The organism is Carnobacterium divergens DSM 20623 (assembly GCF_000744255.1).
Taxonomy (GTDB): Bacteria; Bacillota; Bacilli; order Lactobacillales; family Carnobacteriaceae; genus Carnobacterium; species Carnobacterium divergens.
This window is the reverse complement of sequence record NZ_JQLO01000001.1, coordinates 177,236-194,977: the sequence shown is the minus strand read 5'-3', so window position 1 is coordinate 194,977 and position 17,742 is coordinate 177,236. Positions and strand designations below refer to the sequence as shown.

Sequence of the window (17,742 nt, the reverse complement as noted above, 5' to 3'; positions counted from 1 at the left end):
TTTAAAAAGAATCAAGTTTTTTGGTGCTATTTTTAAGAACCAGCTGAGTATCAAAATACTTGTTTGGTACCTTCTCTTTTGGGTTGTTGATATGATCAATTAAAAACTTAGCCGCAAAATAGCCAATTTCAAAAATTGGTTGCGCAACTGTCGTTAATGAGGGAACTAAATAATCGGTAATTTCTAAGCCATCGTAACCAATTACTGAAATGTCCTTTGGAATTTGTTTTCCGGCTTCATTAATTGCACGATAAGCTCCAATTGCCATTTGGTCATTTCCACAAAAAAGAGCGGTAATATTTTGTTGTAAGAGTTGTTGTGCCCCTTCGTACCCGCCTTTAATTGTTAAATTCTTACTGACAATCCATTCCTCTTGAAAAGGAATCTGATAATCTTCTAAACATTTTTTATATCCGTAAAAACGATCGGTAATTTCATAAAAACTGGTTTCATTGCTTAACATTCCGATTTCACGATGACCTAAGTTCACTAAATGTTCAACAGCCTCGTAGGCTCCTTGAAATTCATTCGTAATCAATTGCCCCTCGTCACGTTTATTAATACCGCGGTCAATTAGAATATGAGGGATTTTATTGCTGCCGTCTTCGTTTTTTAACTTTGGCAAATGAATGGGATTTGGACTTGCTAGAATGATGCCTTCGACTGATCGATGGAGTAACTCTTCTATATAAAGATTTTCTTTTTCAGAGCTGTGATTGGAATTACACAGAATAATCATAAAACCAAGTTCATTTAAATGTTTTTCTACCCCTTCAATGACTTTTGAAAAAAAGAGATCGGTGATATCTGGAACTACCATCCCAATGGTCTTTGTTTGCTTGCTCACCATATTCTGGGCAAAATAATCTGCTTTGTAATCAAGCTCCTTCACAACCGCCAAGACTTTTTGACGTGTTTCTGGGCTAAAGCGATCGCCTTTTTTATTTAAAATTTGTGATACCGTTGTAATCGAAACACCTGCTAAACGAGCAACATCTTTAATTGTCATCTTCATTTTTTAGTTTAACCTCCATTAATGGAACCGGTTATGTAACGGTTTACATTTATTATAGCACAAGTCTTTTGATTTAGAATATTCTTCATGTGTTATTTAAAAAATGATTCCTAGACAAATGGGATTTATTAGCTTATTCTTGAGGTAGTTTCCGATATGTACAAATGGATAGGAGTTGGAAAGTATGAGCATTTTAAGCTTGAGTATGAATAAACGAAGAGCTGTTGGCTATGCGAAGTCAATTACTTTGTGTAGCTTTAAAAATTAAGTCGTTGACTTTGCTTCCTAAATTTCAATTTAAAGGAGCAAACGATGAACTATATCAATGCAACAAAAGTGTTGCCAAAAGAACTTATTAATGAGATTCAACAGTATATTACAGGTGATTATCTTTATATTCCAGTTAAAAATAAACGTCAACCTTGGGGGGCTAAAACTGGAAGTAAGTCCTTGTTAATGAAGAGAAATCAGCAGATTTACACTGCTTTTCTAGCTGGGACTTCTATCAAAAAGCTGGCAAAGCAATTCTTTTTATCTGAATCGAGTATTCGTAAGATTTTAACTTCTTTTGAGAACTAAAGTGGATTTTTCGTTTCGGTATCGTCTTTTCTTTTTACTTTAAATTATTATTTGATACACTTATTGAAAGAAATTTATTTTTATGAAGAAAAGAGGAATAAAAATGAAAGAAAACAAATACGATCAAGCCGCTTTTTTCCAACAGTATCGTCAAATGAACCGTTCAAAAGAGGGGTTAGCTGGCGCTGGGGAATGGCATGAATTAGAAAAAATGCTGCCTGATTTCAAAGACAAACGTGTTCTTGATTTAGGCTGTGGCTTTGGCTGGCATTGTATTTATGCTGTGGAACATGGCGCTAGCGATGTGATAGGAGTTGATTTATCTGAAAACATGTTAGCAGAGGCTAAAAAGAAAACCGATTCTCCTAAAATTCATTATCTCCATCAAGCAATTGAAGATTACGATTATCCAAAAGCGGCTTTTGATTGTGTGATTAGCTCACTCGCTTTTCATTATTTAGCAGATTTTGATGCGATTTGTAAAAAAATCAATCACACGTTAAAACCTGATGGAACCTTTGTTTTCTCAGTGGAGCATCCTGTTTTTACAGCTTGCGGTACACAGGATTGGTATACAAATGATGCTGGTGAAATTCTTCATTGGCCAGTAGATTGCTATTTTATCGAAGGCAAGCGGGTGAGCCATTTCTTAGGCGAGGACGTGACGAAGTACCACAAAACGTTAACAACCTATTTGAACAGCCTGTTAAAAAATGGATTCGACATTACGTCAATCGTTGAGCCTGAACCTGCGCCTGAATTACTGGCGACTATTCCAGAGATGCAAGACGAGCTTAGAAGACCGATGATGCTGTTAGTTTCAGCTAGAAAAAAATAAAACTACCAAAAAAAGTCATTCAAAAACAAAACGTTTGTTGAGTGACTTTTTTGGTAGTTATAAAATCGGTGTAAAAAGACTTGCCAACTGTTCTTTTAATTTTTGGATTAGCGAACGTTGCTTCATCGCTTCAAGATTGTTTAAATAACTATTTTCAAGATCTTCAATGTAATTTGCTTTCATTTTATCAAGAGCTGGTGACGCTTCATAAATAAAGGACATCATTTCGTGATTTAACCGAAAGCTTCGAATATCAAAATTCGCAGTTCCAATGGCGCCTCGCTTGCCATCAATCAAGAGCATTTTCCCATGAATAAAGGAATCATCTCGATAGGAATAAACTTCTGCTCCAGCTTCTAAAAGTGTTTCAATATAGGCATTACTTCCATGGAAAGACAAGGCCATATCCGCTTTTCCTGGAATCAAGATTTTAACATCAACGCCACTCATCGCTGTTCTTCTTAACACAGCTAATGATTCGTCGTCAGGAACTAAATAAGGCGACGTTATCCACACCGATTCTTCTGCAGAATCAATCATATCAAGCATGGCATCTCGAACCAATTTTTCTTGATCGTAAGGTCCACCATAGACCACTTGTACCCACTCGTTTCCCACCGCTTCTGGTTGGAAATAATGTTGAATCCCTTCGGCTTTAATAAATGGATTAGCAGCTTCTTTGCGATTTTCCATATAAACCCAATCATAAAGAAAGGCTTCCTGAAGCTCAATCACACTATTGCCCTCGATCATCAAATGGGTATCACGCCAAAATTTAAATCGATCTACTTTACCTAGATACTCATTGCCGACATTTAAACCGCCTGTAAAACCAATTTGACCGTCAATGACAATAATTTTACGATGGTTTCTAAGATTGGCTGTTCGTGAAATCCAAATTGAAAAAATAGGATCATAGGCATAAAACTCAATCCCTGCTTGTTTCATCGGAGTAAGAAAAGCTGTGTTTAACTTTTTGGAACCAAATCCATCATAAAGGAACCGAACTTCCACACCTTCTCTAGCTTTTTGAATCAACAAATCTCGTAGTTCAGTACCTAACTCATCGCTTTTGTAAATATAATATTGAATATGAATATGGTGTTTTGCTTGCTTGATTGCCCTTTTAATTGCTGAAAAGGTTTCATCACCGTCTGTTAAGAGGGTTAATCGATTGCCATTTAAAGCTTTGATGCCAGTTAAGGATTCGATTCGTTGAGAGGTTTTTGGTACAACCAGTTCTTCTAATTGATCTGATAAATGATGAATTCGCTGAATCAATTTTTCTCGCTCTTTTTTTTGAGCTGTCGTAAATAGTCGATTTTGTGGATTTCTTCCAAAGAAAAAATAACAAATAACACCAAAAATGGGAAGAATGAAGATAATAGCAATCCAAGCAACCTTAGAATTGGTACTTCGACTATCAAATAACAGCAATCGCAATGCAATATAAATGCCAACAAGTTCAGTGATTAAGCTAGCACCAATAAAAAGACTGCTTGATAAGATAATCAAATAATGACCTATTAGAATGATTAATCCTGCAATCACAAATAATTGAATTATTTTTTTCATAGAATCTCCTTTTTTTATTGTGGCTTATGTTATGCTTTATTATACTGGAAAATCCTAAAAAAAGAGTTTCCACCTAAAGAGTCTTCTACCAAGCTTTGTTTAAGTAACCTTACGAAAGGAGTTTTTAAGATGATGATTATTCCTTCTGGTAAACCCAAGATTTGGGACAAAGAACCAGAAATTGGTGCCGTTGAAAGTCAATTTGCCTATACAGGAACTTTTCACCGTCTAGCTAAAGCCTATGCGTTAGAATTTGATCCACATTATCTCATATTATCTCCTTATTATGGTTTTTTAAGACCCTCTACTGTTATTCCACACACTTACGATACGCGCTTTACTTTAAAAGGAATAACAGCCGAAACGATACAACTAGAAAGTCTTCAAAAACAATGGCAGGAACTTGCTGTTTCCGAGACAACGATCACTGTCTTAGGTGGAAAAAAGTTTCAACCTTTACTCAGTCAAATTCTGCCTTCAGGCACGACACTTTTATTTCCACTCGATTCACTTGGTGGAATTGGTGTAATGCAGCAACACTTAAAAACGGCTGTCGCGAAACATACCCCACTGCCATATAGAAAAAAAATCATTATCTAATTTTCTCAACATACAAATAGAGGCAACCAATCAACAATAAAATAAGGAGCATAAATTTCAGCATATCTAGTCGTTTCATCGACGAAGCTGTAGGCAAACTGGCTTTAAAATGCGGATTCACTTTCTTTGTTTCAAAATCAGCACTAGCAGACAGTGGACTATTAGCTGGCAAATGAAAAAGTACTAAAATAAAATACCCTACCGCGCTGCTTACTAAAAAAGGAAACTGAAAAAAGAGCAACAGAAGTTCAGCTATTACTAACGGCGATCCAATCAATAAAATAATCTCTATCCCTACACGTTTTGTCATTTTATCCCCCCTATATAATAAAAAACGATTAGCATTCAAATGAAATGCTAATCGTTTTCTCATTATACCATTAAAACAGCAATTACTGCTAAAATAGCTGGTAAGCCTTGCTTTAATAAAATTTGCTTGCTGGCTGTAAAGTATCCATAAACAGCTGCCACAATCACACAACTTAAAAAGAATAACTGAATACTAACAGCGCTAACTGGATTCGCAAAGAATAATCCCCAGAGTAATCCTGCTGCTAAAAAACCATTATACAAGCCTTGATTGGCCATCAGGGTTTTAACACTTTCTTGTTTTAAAAATGCTTCATCTAAACCAAATGTTTTCTGAGCCGTCTTACTTGTTGAAAAAAACATTTCCAATCCTAAAATATAAAAATGTTCTATCGCTACAAGTAATACTAAAATAAACGCAACAATTTCCATTTACAGTCTCCTTTTATTGTTCAAATTTAATGACGATTTTACCGACTGCATGATGCGTTTCACTTAATGCATGGGCATCGTAAATGCCTTGTTGTGAAAATAAGAACGTCGCACCAATAACCGATTTCACTTTTCCAGCTTCCATCAAATCAGCAATTTGAGACAATTGTTCCCCATCTGGTTTTAACCAAATATTATGAAAAGCCACGTCATGTTCTTTACTTAAAGCAGGATCGGTTTCTCCAACGATTGAGACCATTCGACCTGTATGGGGTTTTAAAACCTTGAAGCTATTTTTTTGAATGTCGCCACCCATTGTGTCAAAAACAACATCTACGTCTTTTAAGATATCCACAAAATTTTCAGTATGATAATCGATGACTTGATCGGCGCCTAAACTTAAAAGTAACGCTTTATTTTTTTCGCTGGCAGTTGTAATGACTTTTGCACCTTTATTTTTAGCTAATTGAATGGCATACGTTCCAACACCACCGGCTCCAGCATGAATCAACACGGTTTCACCTGCTTTTAAATCTCCATAATCAAACAATGCTTGCCATGCTGTTAAGCCTGCTAATGGCACTGCACCAGCTTCTTCAAAGGTCACATTTCCCGGGATTTTTGCTACTAAATGGTCTTCTACTGCTGTATATTCTGCATACGTACCAAAACGAGTTGTCTCTGGACGAGCAAATACCTTGTCGCCTACTTTCCAATCCGTTACGTCGCTTCCCACTTCACTGATAACCCCCGCAACGTCCCAACCTAGGATAATTGGAAATTCCCAATCCATCATTTGTTTCAAATACCCTTCACGTAGTTTCCAATCAATTGGATTAATTGACGTTGCCATTTCTTTAACAATCACTTGATGTGCTGTTGGTTTTGGCATTGGCACATCCATTTCTTTTAGTTGATCTTTTCCACCATAGTTTTCAATTACGACTGCTTTCATTTTTATCATCCTCCTTAGTTATTTTAACGCTGTTTATTGATAGTTTATTTAAGGTTATCCACAGCTGTTCTAATTCATCCTCAGAAATATTGGCAAACAGTTGCGCTTCGTACTTATCTTTTTCTGTAATCATCGTTTTTAGTTCTTTTCGACCTTTTTCAGTTAAGGATATTCGTCGGAAGCGTTTGTTAGTAGGATCGACTACTCGTTGAATGAATTGATCTGTTTCTAATTTTTTTAAATGTCTAGTAACACTCGCTGCATCAATAGCTAATTTTTTTTGAATGTCCTGTTGACAAAGGTTTGGCGTTCCGTAAATAAAAAATAAAATCTCTAGCTTCGTGAAGCTAATGCCTGTTTCTTCTTCAAAATGAACGTTCATTTCTTTGTATACAGTGTTCATTCTGTAAAATAATAAGGACTTGTGACTGCAGTTTTCTGTCATTAGCTACTCCCTTCGACTTCAATAATTGACCCATCAACTATGATACTCTATTTGGATTCATTATACAAAATATTTGCTTTCAAAATAGAAAAACCAGGTTAAAAAAAGAGTTTGTGGAAAAATAGAGTTATACACAATAGTTATGCACAAGTATGTGCATAACTAACTATTTTTTTAGTTAAATACCTTGTTTTCAACTTTTTTTATCCACAGCTTTTCCACAGTGTGCACAATAATAGAAAACACCTCCGTTTTCCTTCATTTTACATGAATTCAACGAGAGGCGTTTTGGAGTTTTAAGATTAGTTTCAGATTTTCTACATTTTTTTAGCGCATTGTTACAAATTCTTCTGATCCAGTCGGATGTATCGCAACTGTATTATCAAAATCAGCTTTAGTTGCACCCATTTTGATAGCAACGGCAAAACCTTGAATCATTTCATCCACACCATATCCAATACCGTGGAGCCCGACTACTTTTTCTTCTTTCCCAACACAAACTAGTTTCATTCGACATAATTGACGATGACTTGTGACTGCTGTATACATTGAGGTAAAAGAAGATTGATAAATTTTAACCTCGTCACCAAATTGTTCCCTTGCTTCTGGTTCTGTTAAGCCTACAGTTCCAATAGGTGGGTGGCTAAATACTACCGTTGGGATGTTGTGATAGTCAAGGTGTTCATCTGCCTTGTTATTAAATAAGCGCTCAGATAAACGACGTCCAGCTGCTACAGCTACAGGAGTCAACTCAACGCGACCTGTAATGTCTCCAACTGCATAAATACCTTTGACTGTTGTATTTTGATAATCGTCGACTTTAATGTAGCCTTTTTCATTCACTTCAACAGATGTATTTTCTAATTTCAATGTTTCGGTTACGGGTGTCCGTCCAATGGCCCATATTAGGGTATCCACCGTTTCTTTTGTTCCATTTTCAAAAGTGATGGTCAGAGTGTCATCTGCATTTTTTTCCACAGATTTTGGAATCGCGTTCGTGTGTAGCGTTGGCCCATCTTGTTTCATTGCTTCCACTAGCCCTTCTACCACTAGTGGATCAAAGTTTCTAAGTGGGGTTTCTTTACGAACGAAGAGATGCGTTTCAGAACCTAGTCCATTTAATACTCCGGCTAATTCAACTGCGATGTAACCCGCACCAATCACTGCTACTTTTTTTGGCAACGAGCGTAGTGCAAAAAATCCATTAGAATCAATGCCGTATTCCGCTCCTGGAATTGATGGGATTGTTGGTTTTCCACCTGTTGCAATTAAAATATGATCGGCTGTTAATTGTTCGCCGTTCACTTCAATCGTTTTCTCATCAATAAAGGTTGCATACCCTTTGATAAGGTCAACCTTGTTATTATCTAAGCCTCTTTGATAGGATTGGTGAATACGGTCAATGTAGCTTTCACGACTGTCAACTAATTTTTGAAAATTAAATTCGGTTACATCTACTGAAAATCCGTAGTCCGGTGCATATAAGTGCATGGCTTCGTTTAATTGGGCGCCATGCCACATTACTTTTTTTGGAACACACCCTACATTTACACAGGTTCCGCCTAATTCTTTTGGTTCTATTAAGGCACATTTCATGCCATAGCTTGCTGCTCGATTGATAGAAGCAATCCCGCCACTTCCTCCACCAATTGCGATATAATCGTATTTTTTTGTCATTTGAAAACCTCCGTAAATTGTCTTTAGCTCACCTTCTAGTATAAAGAGTCTCTTACAAAATGTAAATTGATTGAACTACACTCACATAAAAAAAGAAAATGACAGTTAGTCATTTTCTTGATTTTACTTGGGTTTATGAGTTGATTTAGGTCTAGTTGATTTAGTTTGACGTGAATTTTCATTTTTTTTAACGGATGTTGTAGGTCTTTTTTTTCTAGTTTGACTATTTGCATTAGCTGCCTTTTGTTTTCTGACTGCGTGTGCCTTACGACGTTTGCGTTCTTGTTCACGTTTCTTCTTTTGATTTGCTTTGTAACGTTTAATGAAATAGAGGAGTACGATTAGTAAGATAAGGAGTACGCTACCACCAATGATGTAATAAAGCGTATTGTCTTTTTCAAGATCGCTTGCTGTTGCATTTAGTTTTTTTGCAGTTTCTCGGTCAATGGTAAATTCTTTTTCAAAAGACCATTTTTTGTCTGCTGGATCAGATTTAGCGTTGATTACAATGCGATAGTTTCCAGCTTTATACGCTTGATTTCCCAGACCCACTCCGAAATTGAAATTTGAATTGGGCGCCATTCGTAGATTTTTTTTATGTTCTTCAAATAAAGGCTCTTTGCCTTTTTCTGTATAAATTTTCGCAGCTATTTCCAATTCTTCAATTGGGGTCGCTTTTGTATTTGATAGGTTTGTTTTGATGGTATTTGTTCCCATCACTTGTCCTGCAAAAACCTTGTTTAGTTTCATTTCTGGCACAACTATGGTTTCATTCTCAACTAGAACAACACCGATATTATACGTTAAGACATTTTTTATTTTCATACCTGTCTCGTTTTTCTTTTCAGCATCGTCTTTTGTTTCTTTTAATTTTACGTTAATGCCGCCTGCAATCATGCCTTCGTATTCTTCCGTTGGCATTTTTAACTTTATTTTAACAGAGGTTTCGCTGTTAGCAGGTACGGTCACGTCTTTGTCTGTGGTTGCAATTGATGTAAAGGGATGAACTAATGAAGAATCCACTTTTTTTACATCGTCTGGATAGGCAATAATGCCATTGTCATTTGTAATAGCAGGAGTGAGGGTTACTTCAACCTTTTGATCTTCATTAGAGCTGTTTCCTAATTTTAATTCAATTTCTTGTTCGTCTCCTGGCTCCATTTTTAAATAGAAGTAAGAAACTTGCTTGTTAAACTGATTTTCTGGTAACACGGCATTTACAGATATTGGCATCCCTGTTTCTGCTTCTACAGGTTTTGATAAAACTATTAGCATGACTATGGCCATTGCTGTCATCAAAGAAAAAATGTTTGATTTTTTCATTTTTTAATCGCTCCCTTAAGTATCCTCTTGCTTCGTTGATTTTATTTTTAAATGAGGAAAGATTCGGGTTCATAAAAACCCGAATCTCATTTTTTTTGTTAAATAGAATCTGCTAATACCCAATTTAAAGTTGCTGTATAGGTTTCGCCATCCACTTTGATATCGTTGGCGGGTACATGTAATGTAATGCCGTCATTTTTTTGACTGGCTTCGTATTCTGTTGTTTTAGAGTATCCTGTCGTGAAAACGTTTGACGTTTTTGTTGAGTTTGTATTTTGTCCACTTTTTACTTTTAAAATTTCAACAGATGTTTTGCCATCTGTATTGATTTTAGCACTATCTGTAAATCCAGTAACGCGTTTTGCTGTTTCTGTTGGGGATAGCTCATCATAAACATTGTTCGTTACAGTTTGTTGATCTAGCGTGATGTACGTATTTTCTAGTTTAGGATTACTTGCTGTTGCAGGTGTAAATACGCTACCGGTAACAGATAATGACCAGGTTGCCGTCATCGAGCCACGAGCATCATCGATTTGAACAAAATGAGGCATGTATTTTTCAGTATTCGCTTCTGTATATTTTTGCATCGCTGGATGAAACTCTTTACTTGATGAAGAAATGTCTTGAATGCCAAAATGGATATCTGGAACATGAGTAATTCTTAAGTTTCCTTTTGTATGTCCTCCACCTTCTGGAGTAATTTTGTCGTCTGGTGTACCTGGTTTAACCACGTCCACTTCATCTGGATTTGGGTTCACTCTAAAAATAACATCACTCGTTGTTTGCACTTCGCTTGCTAAAACTGCTGGGCTACTCGCTGCCAAGATTCCTACACTTGCAAGTCCTAACATAATTGCTTTTTTCATTTGTTTACTCCCCCTGTTGGATTGATTCTTTTTTAAGTAAAACAAGTATATCGATACCTGTTTTACTTAGTTGTCGCTTTCTTATAATGCCGAAGACAAGGTCCATGTCAAGGTACTTGTGTATTGAACATCAATCGTAACCGTATCTGATAATGGTTTTTCTAGGACAATCCCAGCATTTTTTCCTTTTGTATTTTCTGCATTTGGAGCTTCATAATTTGGCAATGATGCTAATGTGTAGTCTTTATTGAAAACCAATGATGTTTTAGAGCCAGATGTATGTTTTCCAGCTTTTGTTTTAAGAACTTCTTTAGCTGTTCCATCATTTGAAATGTCTAATGCACCTGAAAATGCTTCGATACGATCACTTGTATCGGGTGTGGTTAAAAAATCGTATACATTGTTAAAGCTGCTTTTTTCTTTAATTGAAATTTTAGTATTTGGTAACTTTTCTCCTGTTTGAGCAGCAAAGACCGTTCCTGCTACGGTTACTTTCCAATCACCATCTACGCCACGTTCATCGGTTACTTGTATAAAGTTCGGTGAATATAGATTGGTTGAGATTCCCTCTTTTGTTTCAACTAATTTTTCATTGTTACTTTCAAAGGTTTGAGCCTGCGCGCGGGCTTCTACAATTCCAAAGTCGATGCTTGGAACATGGTCTAATCTTAAAGCACCAGTTGTTTTGTTTCCTGTTTCTGGAACAACTTCTTCGTCTTTTGATCCTGGTTTGATGACTGGACCACTTGGATCAATTGGCGCTTTAAATTGTACTTTTCCTGTTGTATCTGCTGTTTTTGTCGTTTCTGCATCGGCCGTGATTGGAACGATTCCTGCTAAAATGATGGTAATTGCTAGTGTAATAACGCTTAATTTAGTTGCTTTCATTTTTTTTACTCCTCCAATTTTTAGAATGTTATAGGGCTTCACTTAATGTCCATGTCAATGTACTTTCGTAAACTTTTCCGACTTCAATAATATCTAAATTTCCTTTTTGTAATTCAACTCCAGCATTCCTATCTGTTTCTGCATATTCCGTTGCCTTATCGTAGCTTGTGTTAAAAACACTTGATGTTTGCGATCCAGTTGTTGACTTGCCAGCTTTTGTTTTTAAAATTTCAACTGACGTTTTTCCATCTGTCGAAATCGCTGTGCCTTTTGCATCAAATCCATCAAGTATTGTTGTTAAATCTGTCGCTGGTGTTTGGAAATCAAAAACTGTATTTGTGTGTTTTTGTTCATTTAATAAAATTTTTGTTTGTTTCAATTCGTCAGTTCCATTTTTGAAAACATCGCCAGTTACTGAAAGTGTCCAACCTTTTGTGATATCCCCACGCTCATCCGTTACTTGAACAAAGTTAGGCATATAGTACTTTTTAGCTGGATCCGCGTCATTTGGTTTAGTGTATGCTTCCATTTGCGCTGGGTATTTTTTTGTGCCATTTACATTATCAACAATCCCAAACTTAAATGCAGCTGCATGTTGAATTCTTAATGCACCTTTCGAACTTCCTCCTCCACCATCTGGATCAGGTAAAATTTCTTCTTCATCTTCGCCTGGTTTGATGACTTTTCCTTCTTCTTCGTCTCCTGGTGTTTTAAATTGTACGCTTCCTTTTGTAGTTGCTGTACCTACCTCTGCTGCTGAAGCTACTCCTGCAAAACTTGATACTACCACCGTACTTAATAATGCTGTTGCAATAATTGTCTTTTTCATTTTTAGTTCCCCCATGTTTTTATTTTTATAAATTATCTGAAATGTTCCAATTTAAAACGGATTTATAAGCTTTGTCTGGTTGTATGATTTGTCCGGCTGGAATCTTCAATTCAACAGCGGGATTGCGCCCAGCTTTAGTTTCGTCGATTTTTCCAGTTGTTCCAAGCCCGTCTTCTCCTTGACCGGTAGTTTTATGATCCACTGATCCCATTGGCATCGTCCAAATTCCGTAACCTTGTTGCTTAGTTGTATCGGCATTTAACAAGAGATGGTCAGTATTATCGCTAATAGTCACTGCTGTCGTTGGGACAGTTGGAAACATACTTGGCTCTTTGATGTTGCTGCCTGAATAAACACTGAAATCTTTTAAGGTGATGGCAGCGCCTTCGATTTTATCTCCTGTAGAAGATGTAAATACGCCATCATTTGAAACGGATACTTTCCATCCTTTCGTGCCTCCACGTTCATCTGTTACTTGAAGATAATTTTCAAATTCTGTTTTTTCAGTTTCTGAAAATTTGGTTCCTGTTACAAACTTTGCATAGTACTTTTGTTCTGTTGCTTTGATTTTATTGTTGTTTCCAAAATCAAAGCTTGGTGTTACATCCATTCTCAATGCGCCTTTAGTAGGCTTTGGATCTGGATCTGGCTGAATAGGCTTGGTTGGATCTGGATCAACTGGAATCAACGGATCGGTTGTTCCATCATTATCTGTTTTAAATCCTACATCTGCATCTGTTGCTTGAAAAACTGGTGCTGCGTAGCTTACTAAATTTGTTGACCCTAGTGCTAGAACAGCTATTGCAGATACAAATCCTATTTTTTGAATTTTGTTCCATTTCATGCTCTTTCCCCCTAATAATTTATAATGAATCCCCTAAAGTCCAAGTTAAAGTAGTGCTGTATGCACCATCTTTTTTTGGTGTCTTTTCAGGAATCGTTACTAAAATACTTTCGATGCCTTCTTTTTCATCTTTTCCAAAACTGATACTCCAGCTGCCCATTCCAGTACCTTTTTGAGCAGTAAGGATTAAGCTGTTCGTTATTCCATTTGGACTTAAGGAAACAGGTTCCGTCGGAATTGCTGTTGGCTGTTTCCCAACACCATCCAGTGAACGAGGTGTTATCTGTTTAAAAGAAATAATTGCCCCTTCCAATTGCTCTCCTGCTTGATTTTGAAGTTGTCCATTCTGTTTAACTGTTAGATTCCATCCAGCATTTGACCCTCGATTATCTGTCAATTCCACAAAATTCGCACGTTTTTGTGTTTCTGATGCATCTAAATATTCAATCTTATCTAGTTGTGCGTAAAACACTTGCGTTGAATTGGAACGTTTATGTGTACCAAATTGAATGTCTGACACATAATTTAGACTTAAGGGTCCTTTAGTCGGCGGATGAACCGGTTTAATTGGTTTCTCAGGTTTCTCTGGATCAACTGGCTCAGTGGAATCATCGCTTAATTGAAAACCAGCACTAGCATCTGTTTGATTTGCAACGACAGTTGGGGAGTTGACAAGTAAAAAGAAAGCAATCGCTAACCACAAAAGAATGATACGGTTTTTATTTAGTTGATTAGTGATCATCTGTCTCTCTCCTCTTTGATTGTCGTCTTTTTAAAATAATAACCCCATACACACTTACAACCACACATAGCAAGCCACTAAAGAAAAGAAAACTTCCCATCTTTGCTTCACCGGTTTGTGGCAAACGAGTGATTAGATTATCAATAAATTCTTGAATGGGATCGTCGGTTTCGGTTTCTGGTAAAAAATCAGATGACTCTTCTCCTTCAAACACTAATCCTACGTCAGTTGTCATTTCGCTTGCCTGACTAGTGGTCGGGAAAATCCCAGTTAAACCAATCACAGCTATTGTCAATTGACAGATGACTAGGACTTTAAAAAGAAGAGGTTGTTTTCTTTTGTTCATTTTCTCGTCTCCTTTTAAAGTGCATCGGTTAGCGTCCATTGAAGTTCTCCTTGATAGCTTCCAATTTTATTCATTCCTGCTTTTTGTTGTAGAAATAGACCTTGACCTTTTGTTCGGTCCCAAATTAAATTAGATGTTCCATTGCTTGCTGGATTTTTTTCGTACACTTGACTTGCTGTTTTGCTTAATTCAATGACAGATCCTGTATCTGTTACAAAGGTTAATCCGCCATTTAATAGGCTCGTTCCATTTGTAAATTCTTGGGTAATGGTTGCCATAATTTTCCAACGTTCGTTGGTTCCTCTGGTATCTTCTACGAGCATTTCAATATTCTTGTCTGGAGCATGTCGTTTTTCAGAAATACTGATCAGTTCTTGTACACCAAAATCCAATGAGGAAGTTGTTGTGAATTGCAACGTTCCTTCGCTTACTGCTAAATTAATATTTCCTGTAATCGGCTGAATAACTTGACCTTTTGAGTTGAGCCCTTCGATGCTAACAGGAGTAACAAGCGTTTCATTTAATCCAACATTGACACTGATTTTACCTGTGTATGTTAGGATTAGTTTACTACCACTTTCAGTGAAGGCATTAGTTGCTTCACTCGTTTCAAAAACAACTTTTTGAACTCCTGATTCGGTCATCAGCTTTAGTGGAAGTTCAATATCTGTTTGATGAGGGCGTCTTAAGATAGCCTTATCTACTGTGATATTTTCAAGATTATTTGGAATTGTTGCAACTATTTTTTGATTGCTCCAAACGGTATAATCATTGGTCAAAGTAGCTTCAATTGTATAATTGACTAGATCATTAGGTTTAGCTTGAATTGTATCAATCCAACTACCTTCGCTTTCTTTTTGAACTTTCCCAGCAAATTGAACTTGTGGTTCTGCGTAGTCTTCCACTGTTAAGTTTGCTGTTCCACTCACGTCGATTGGTTTAAAGTTACTATCTTTTCCAGCAGCACTTACCTTCGTTTCATACGTTTGACCTAACGCTTTGTCTTCTACCTTTGTTTGAAACTGAATCATAATTGTGGCATCTGTCGAAAGAGTATTTTTTAACTTCGCAGTCAATTCGCGGGCGTTGCTATCGTATTGGATTGGTTCTGCTAATTCGATTTCTGTATTATTTTCATCCTTTACAGTTACGTTCCCTGTCTTTGGAAATGTGACGCCCTCTGGTACATTCATTTTTAAAGTGGGTTCCAACCAAACAGAATTAGCGATTGTTTTAACTACTTTCCCTTGGAAGGTAAGTTCATCATTGATATGAGCGGATTGGTTTGCTGAAAAACCAAGATTTTGAGTATCGTTTCGAATAGCTCCGCTAACGTTGATTACAGGGACTGGATCATTATTGGCAATCGTAACGTCAACGATAATTTTCTTTTCTATACCTTGAGCTGTCACAATGACAACTGTCACTTTTGCTGTTCCTGGTTTTGAAGTATCCGGTATATTTTCAAATCGAACTGCTTCTACAGGCTTATCAAGCGGCGAATCTGTGTCTACTCTTAAATTGGTCACAAAATCAGATGGATTTAATAAGTTGAAATCTTGATTGATTTTCACTTTTTTATCCATAACTGGATCACCATCTGGAATGCCTTTGTATTTCACATAAGAAATAGCTTTATCTTCTTCGCCTTCTTCTAATAGATTTGGGTCTTGTGTAATGGTTTTTCCATTAATGACAAATTCATTTTGTGCAGTTACTGGAATCGCTAAATAGCCTGTTGCAGGATCATAAGTTTTTACTCGATTCCCTGTTTTTCCTTTGTAATTAGCAAAATCAAAACTACTGTTGACTGTTCCTTCAACATAAATTTCATACATATCATCATTAAAAGAACTTGATTTTGGATTCATTGCTTCAATCGTTAATGTTCGTTTATCTGCTGATAAAGTCGGTTGTTTAAAATCGGTTGAAACTGTACCGTCTAATACATTCATAATTTTGATTGAATTTAAATCAATATCAAAATCGGTTGGAAAAGTTGTTGTCAACTTAAATGAATCTGAATAATAAACGGGTAGTTGAGCTGGTATTTCTTGTAATATATGGTATTTCAATCGCTTAGGGTCTTCATTGGATATTTCTCCTATAACTTCAGGTCGCCCTGGATAAATTCGAGTCAACGGAGTACGGTTATACATTAAAATCATTCCTGTCGAATAATCATCTTCTTTAGTAGCAAGATTCATAGTGATTGGATATTCCGCTACTTTACTAAATAAACTTGTTAAGTAAGTATCTGGACCTGATTCGTAACCATCTGCAGTTCCCCAAAATCTTGCAGTACCTGGAGTTGGAACATCTCGTTTATAATAAACAGTTGTGTCATTATTAGCATATAAGGAACTCATATGTTTTGAATCTGTTGGAATTTGGGCTTGCTTTTCTTCGTTCAAACGTTGATAATTCCACATTCCTGACATGGTGCTAATTCTTTTTTGTGAATCATGCTCATAAAACTCATAATGGTATTTAAAGGAATCGCCTTTAGTTGAACCTTCATAAGCACCAACTGACATAAAGTAATCAGCAAAGGTTCCTGTTTCCCCTAATCCAAAGTCAATATCCTTTGTATCATAGGTTGTCGTTGCAACTGAGAACGCACCACTCGTACTTTTAGCAATTACCTCGTCTACAACTAATTTAACATCAATCCACTTTCCTCGATAAATACCTGCATTTTTAACCAGTACATAGCGATCTTTTACTGGATTGGCTGTTGTATCATAGAAAATAAACCCTGGCAGATGACTCCAATCGTAATTGCCTCGATAATCTAAGTCATAACCTTTTGCTTCATAAGATAGACGATCTGACAATCGCATTACAAATCCATTTTCTCCAGGTATAACTGGATTGTTGACTGTATTAATTGGATCAATCAGATTGATTCCTGGATAATTTTGTACAGGCTGATAGTCACTATCTGCAAATGGAGCGATCACATCATCGATTAACGACGGTGCAAATTTTTGAGAAATAGGTTCTACAGGTACAACCTGAAGCTTAAGTGGTGGTGTAGTCTGTAGGTCATTGGCTACTTTTTGCGTTGCTTCAATTGAATAATCGCCATACGTTTCAGCCCTAAAACATAATTTAATTTCTCTATTATCTGCTTCTGAATTTAGGTACACGGCTAGTTTAGATTGTTCTTCATTCAATGTAATTTCTTGATTATCGTGTCCATCGTTAAGTTGTTTTGTCATTTCAAGATCAACTACTAAACCTTTTGGAATATTCATCATAATCGGTTCTTTAGTTGCTTTTTGATTACTTTTAAGCGTGAGTGTGACTGTCTCTGCTGGTAGTATTTTTTGTTTATCACTAGTCAATACCAACGGTGTATCCGCTTGAATTGCCGCTCGTTTAAAATAATGATTTCCTGCTAAAAAACCGCTCCCTACGAATAGAAAAAATAAAAACATATAGCTTATTTCTTTTTTTCTAAAATGTCGCATTGC

The 17,742-nt window shown here is 36.5% G+C and carries 18 protein-coding genes; 3 read left to right on the top strand and 15 right to left on the bottom strand.

The window, feature by feature from the left end; translation table 11 throughout:
• Position 1: 1 nt before the first annotated feature.
• Entirely contained in the window at positions 2-1,015 is a 1,014-nt protein-coding gene (locus tag BR52_RS00940) for a LacI family DNA-binding transcriptional regulator (RefSeq protein ID WP_034568374.1), read from the bottom strand.
• 312 nt (positions 1,016-1,327) lie between these two features.
• On the opposite strand from BR52_RS00940, the gene BR52_RS00935 reads away from it, so the two are divergent.
• On the top strand, positions 1,328-1,594 hold the full coding sequence (locus BR52_RS00935) for a CD3324 family protein (protein ID WP_034568372.1): 267 nt from the start codon (positions 1,328-1,330) through the stop codon (positions 1,592-1,594).
• A 103-nt stretch (positions 1,595-1,697) separates the two neighbouring features.
• Positions 1,698-2,432 (top strand): class I SAM-dependent methyltransferase, encoded by a 735-nt coding sequence (locus BR52_RS00930; protein WP_034568370.1) that lies wholly within the window; start codon positions 1,698-1,700, stop codon positions 2,430-2,432.
• A 57-nt stretch (positions 2,433-2,489) separates the two neighbouring features.
• On the opposite strand, the gene cls is transcribed toward BR52_RS00930, so the two are convergent.
• A complete protein-coding gene (gene cls / locus BR52_RS00925) occupies positions 2,490-4,007 on the bottom strand; it encodes a cardiolipin synthase (RefSeq protein ID WP_034568369.1) in 1,518 nt (505 codons plus the stop codon).
• Between the two features lie 129 nt (positions 4,008-4,136).
• Here cls and BR52_RS00920 point away from each other — a divergent pair, with 129 nt between their 5' ends.
• On the top strand, positions 4,137-4,607 hold the full coding sequence (locus tag BR52_RS00920) for a DUF6884 domain-containing protein (protein WP_034568368.1): 471 nt from the start codon (positions 4,137-4,139) through the stop codon (positions 4,605-4,607).
• Here BR52_RS00920 and BR52_RS00915 read toward each other — a convergent pair.
• The 13 genes from BR52_RS00915 to BR52_RS00860 form a co-directional block, all read right to left on the bottom strand.
• Positions 4,600-4,917, bottom strand: coding sequence for a hypothetical protein (locus BR52_RS00915; RefSeq protein ID WP_034568367.1), 318 nt, complete (start codon positions 4,915-4,917; stop codon positions 4,600-4,602). The genes BR52_RS00920 and BR52_RS00915 overlap by 8 nt on opposite strands.
• Before the next feature lie 62 nt (positions 4,918-4,979).
• Complete coding sequence (locus tag BR52_RS00910; protein ID WP_034568366.1) at positions 4,980-5,348, bottom strand: DUF1304 domain-containing protein; 369 nt, start codon at positions 5,346-5,348, stop codon at positions 4,980-4,982.
• Positions 5,349-5,361: 13 nt separating this feature from the next.
• A complete protein-coding gene (locus BR52_RS00905) occupies positions 5,362-6,303 on the bottom strand; it encodes an NADP-dependent oxidoreductase (RefSeq protein ID WP_034568365.1) in 942 nt (313 codons plus the stop codon).
• A complete protein-coding gene (locus BR52_RS00900) occupies positions 6,284-6,748 on the bottom strand; it encodes a MarR family winged helix-turn-helix transcriptional regulator (protein ID WP_034568363.1) in 465 nt (154 codons plus the stop codon). The genes BR52_RS00905 and BR52_RS00900 overlap by 20 nt, the downstream gene beginning before the upstream one ends.
• 327 nt (positions 6,749-7,075) lie before the next feature.
• Positions 7,076-8,425 carry a glutathione-disulfide reductase gene (gene gorA / locus BR52_RS00895; RefSeq protein WP_034568361.1) on the bottom strand — a complete coding sequence of 450 codons (1,350 nt, stop codon included), beginning with the start codon at positions 8,423-8,425 and terminating at the stop codon, positions 7,076-7,078.
• Positions 8,426-8,548: 123 nt separating this feature from the next.
• On the bottom strand, positions 8,549-9,748 hold the full coding sequence (locus BR52_RS00890) for a WxLIP family cell surface protein (RefSeq protein WP_081890676.1): 1,200 nt from the start codon (positions 9,746-9,748) through the stop codon (positions 8,549-8,551).
• Positions 9,749-9,846: 98 nt separating this feature from the next.
• Positions 9,847-10,614: a WxL domain-containing protein gene (locus BR52_RS00885; protein ID WP_034568360.1), complete on the bottom strand. Its 768-nt coding sequence runs from the start codon at positions 10,612-10,614 to the stop codon at positions 9,847-9,849.
• A gap of 81 nt (positions 10,615-10,695) precedes the next feature.
• Positions 10,696-11,502: a WxL domain-containing protein gene (locus tag BR52_RS00880; RefSeq protein ID WP_034568358.1), complete on the bottom strand. Its 807-nt coding sequence runs from the start codon at positions 11,500-11,502 to the stop codon at positions 10,696-10,698.
• 28 nt (positions 11,503-11,530) lie between these two features.
• Positions 11,531-12,331: a WxL domain-containing protein gene (locus tag BR52_RS00875; RefSeq protein WP_034568356.1), complete on the bottom strand. Its 801-nt coding sequence runs from the start codon at positions 12,329-12,331 to the stop codon at positions 11,531-11,533.
• Positions 12,332-12,356: 25 nt separating this feature from the next.
• Positions 12,357-13,175, bottom strand: coding sequence for a WxL domain-containing protein (locus tag BR52_RS00870; protein ID WP_034568354.1), 819 nt, complete (start codon positions 13,173-13,175; stop codon positions 12,357-12,359).
• A gap of 19 nt (positions 13,176-13,194) precedes the next feature.
• The gene (locus tag BR52_RS00865) at positions 13,195-13,917 is read right to left on the bottom strand and encodes a WxL domain-containing protein (RefSeq protein ID WP_051915585.1); all 723 of its coding nucleotides are present in this window, start codon (positions 13,915-13,917) and stop codon (positions 13,195-13,197) included.
• On the bottom strand, positions 13,907-14,263 hold the full coding sequence (locus BR52_RS12480) for an LPXTG cell wall anchor domain-containing protein (protein WP_160113851.1): 357 nt from the start codon (positions 14,261-14,263) through the stop codon (positions 13,907-13,909). Before BR52_RS12480 ends, BR52_RS00865 begins: the two co-directional genes overlap by 11 nt.
• A 14-nt stretch (positions 14,264-14,277) precedes the next feature.
• Positions 14,278-17,739: a WxL domain-containing protein gene (locus tag BR52_RS00860; RefSeq protein ID WP_034568352.1), complete on the bottom strand. Its 3,462-nt coding sequence runs from the start codon at positions 17,737-17,739 to the stop codon at positions 14,278-14,280.
• Positions 17,740-17,742: the final 3 nt, after the last annotated feature.

What these genes read in the sequence shown, in the direction of transcription:
- BR52_RS00940 (WP_034568374.1), bottom strand. Translation starts at nt 1,015, where the DNA reads ATGAAGATGACAATTAAAGATGTTGCTCGTTTAGCAGGTGTTTCGATT.
- BR52_RS00935 (WP_034568372.1), top strand. Translation starts at nt 1,328, where the DNA reads ATGAACTATATCAATGCAACAAAAGTGTTGCCAAAAGAACTTATTAAT.
- BR52_RS00930 (WP_034568370.1), top strand. Translation starts at nt 1,698, where the DNA reads ATGAAAGAAAACAAATACGATCAAGCCGCTTTTTTCCAACAGTATCGT.
- cls (WP_034568369.1), bottom strand. Translation starts at nt 4,007, where the DNA reads ATGAAAAAAATAATTCAATTATTTGTGATTGCAGGATTAATCATTCTA.
- BR52_RS00920 (WP_034568368.1), top strand. Translation starts at nt 4,137, where the DNA reads ATGATGATTATTCCTTCTGGTAAACCCAAGATTTGGGACAAAGAACCA.
- BR52_RS00915 (WP_034568367.1), bottom strand. Translation starts at nt 4,917, where the DNA reads ATGACAAAACGTGTAGGGATAGAGATTATTTTATTGATTGGATCGCCG.
- BR52_RS00910 (WP_034568366.1), bottom strand. Translation starts at nt 5,348, where the DNA reads ATGGAAATTGTTGCGTTTATTTTAGTATTACTTGTAGCGATAGAACAT.
- BR52_RS00905 (WP_034568365.1), bottom strand. Translation starts at nt 6,303, where the DNA reads ATGAAAGCAGTCGTAATTGAAAACTATGGTGGAAAAGATCAACTAAAA.
- BR52_RS00900 (WP_034568363.1), bottom strand. Translation starts at nt 6,748, where the DNA reads ATGACAGAAAACTGCAGTCACAAGTCCTTATTATTTTACAGAATGAAC.
- gorA (WP_034568361.1), bottom strand. Translation starts at nt 8,425, where the DNA reads ATGACAAAAAAATACGATTATATCGCAATTGGTGGAGGAAGTGGCGGG.
- BR52_RS00890 (WP_081890676.1), bottom strand. Translation starts at nt 9,748, where the DNA reads ATGAAAAAATCAAACATTTTTTCTTTGATGACAGCAATGGCCATAGTC.
- BR52_RS00885 (WP_034568360.1), bottom strand. Translation starts at nt 10,614, where the DNA reads ATGAAAAAAGCAATTATGTTAGGACTTGCAAGTGTAGGAATCTTGGCA.
- BR52_RS00880 (WP_034568358.1), bottom strand. Translation starts at nt 11,502, where the DNA reads ATGAAAGCAACTAAATTAAGCGTTATTACACTAGCAATTACCATCATT.
- BR52_RS00875 (WP_034568356.1), bottom strand. Translation starts at nt 12,331, where the DNA reads ATGAAAAAGACAATTATTGCAACAGCATTATTAAGTACGGTGGTAGTA.
- BR52_RS00870 (WP_034568354.1), bottom strand. Translation starts at nt 13,175, where the DNA reads ATGAAATGGAACAAAATTCAAAAAATAGGATTTGTATCTGCAATAGCT.
- BR52_RS00865 (WP_051915585.1), bottom strand. Translation starts at nt 13,917, where the DNA reads ATGATCACTAATCAACTAAATAAAAACCGTATCATTCTTTTGTGGTTA.
- BR52_RS12480 (WP_160113851.1), bottom strand. Translation starts at nt 14,263, where the DNA reads ATGAACAAAAGAAAACAACCTCTTCTTTTTAAAGTCCTAGTCATCTGT.
- BR52_RS00860 (WP_034568352.1), bottom strand. Translation starts at nt 17,739, where the DNA reads ATGCGACATTTTAGAAAAAAAGAAATAAGCTATATGTTTTTATTTTTT.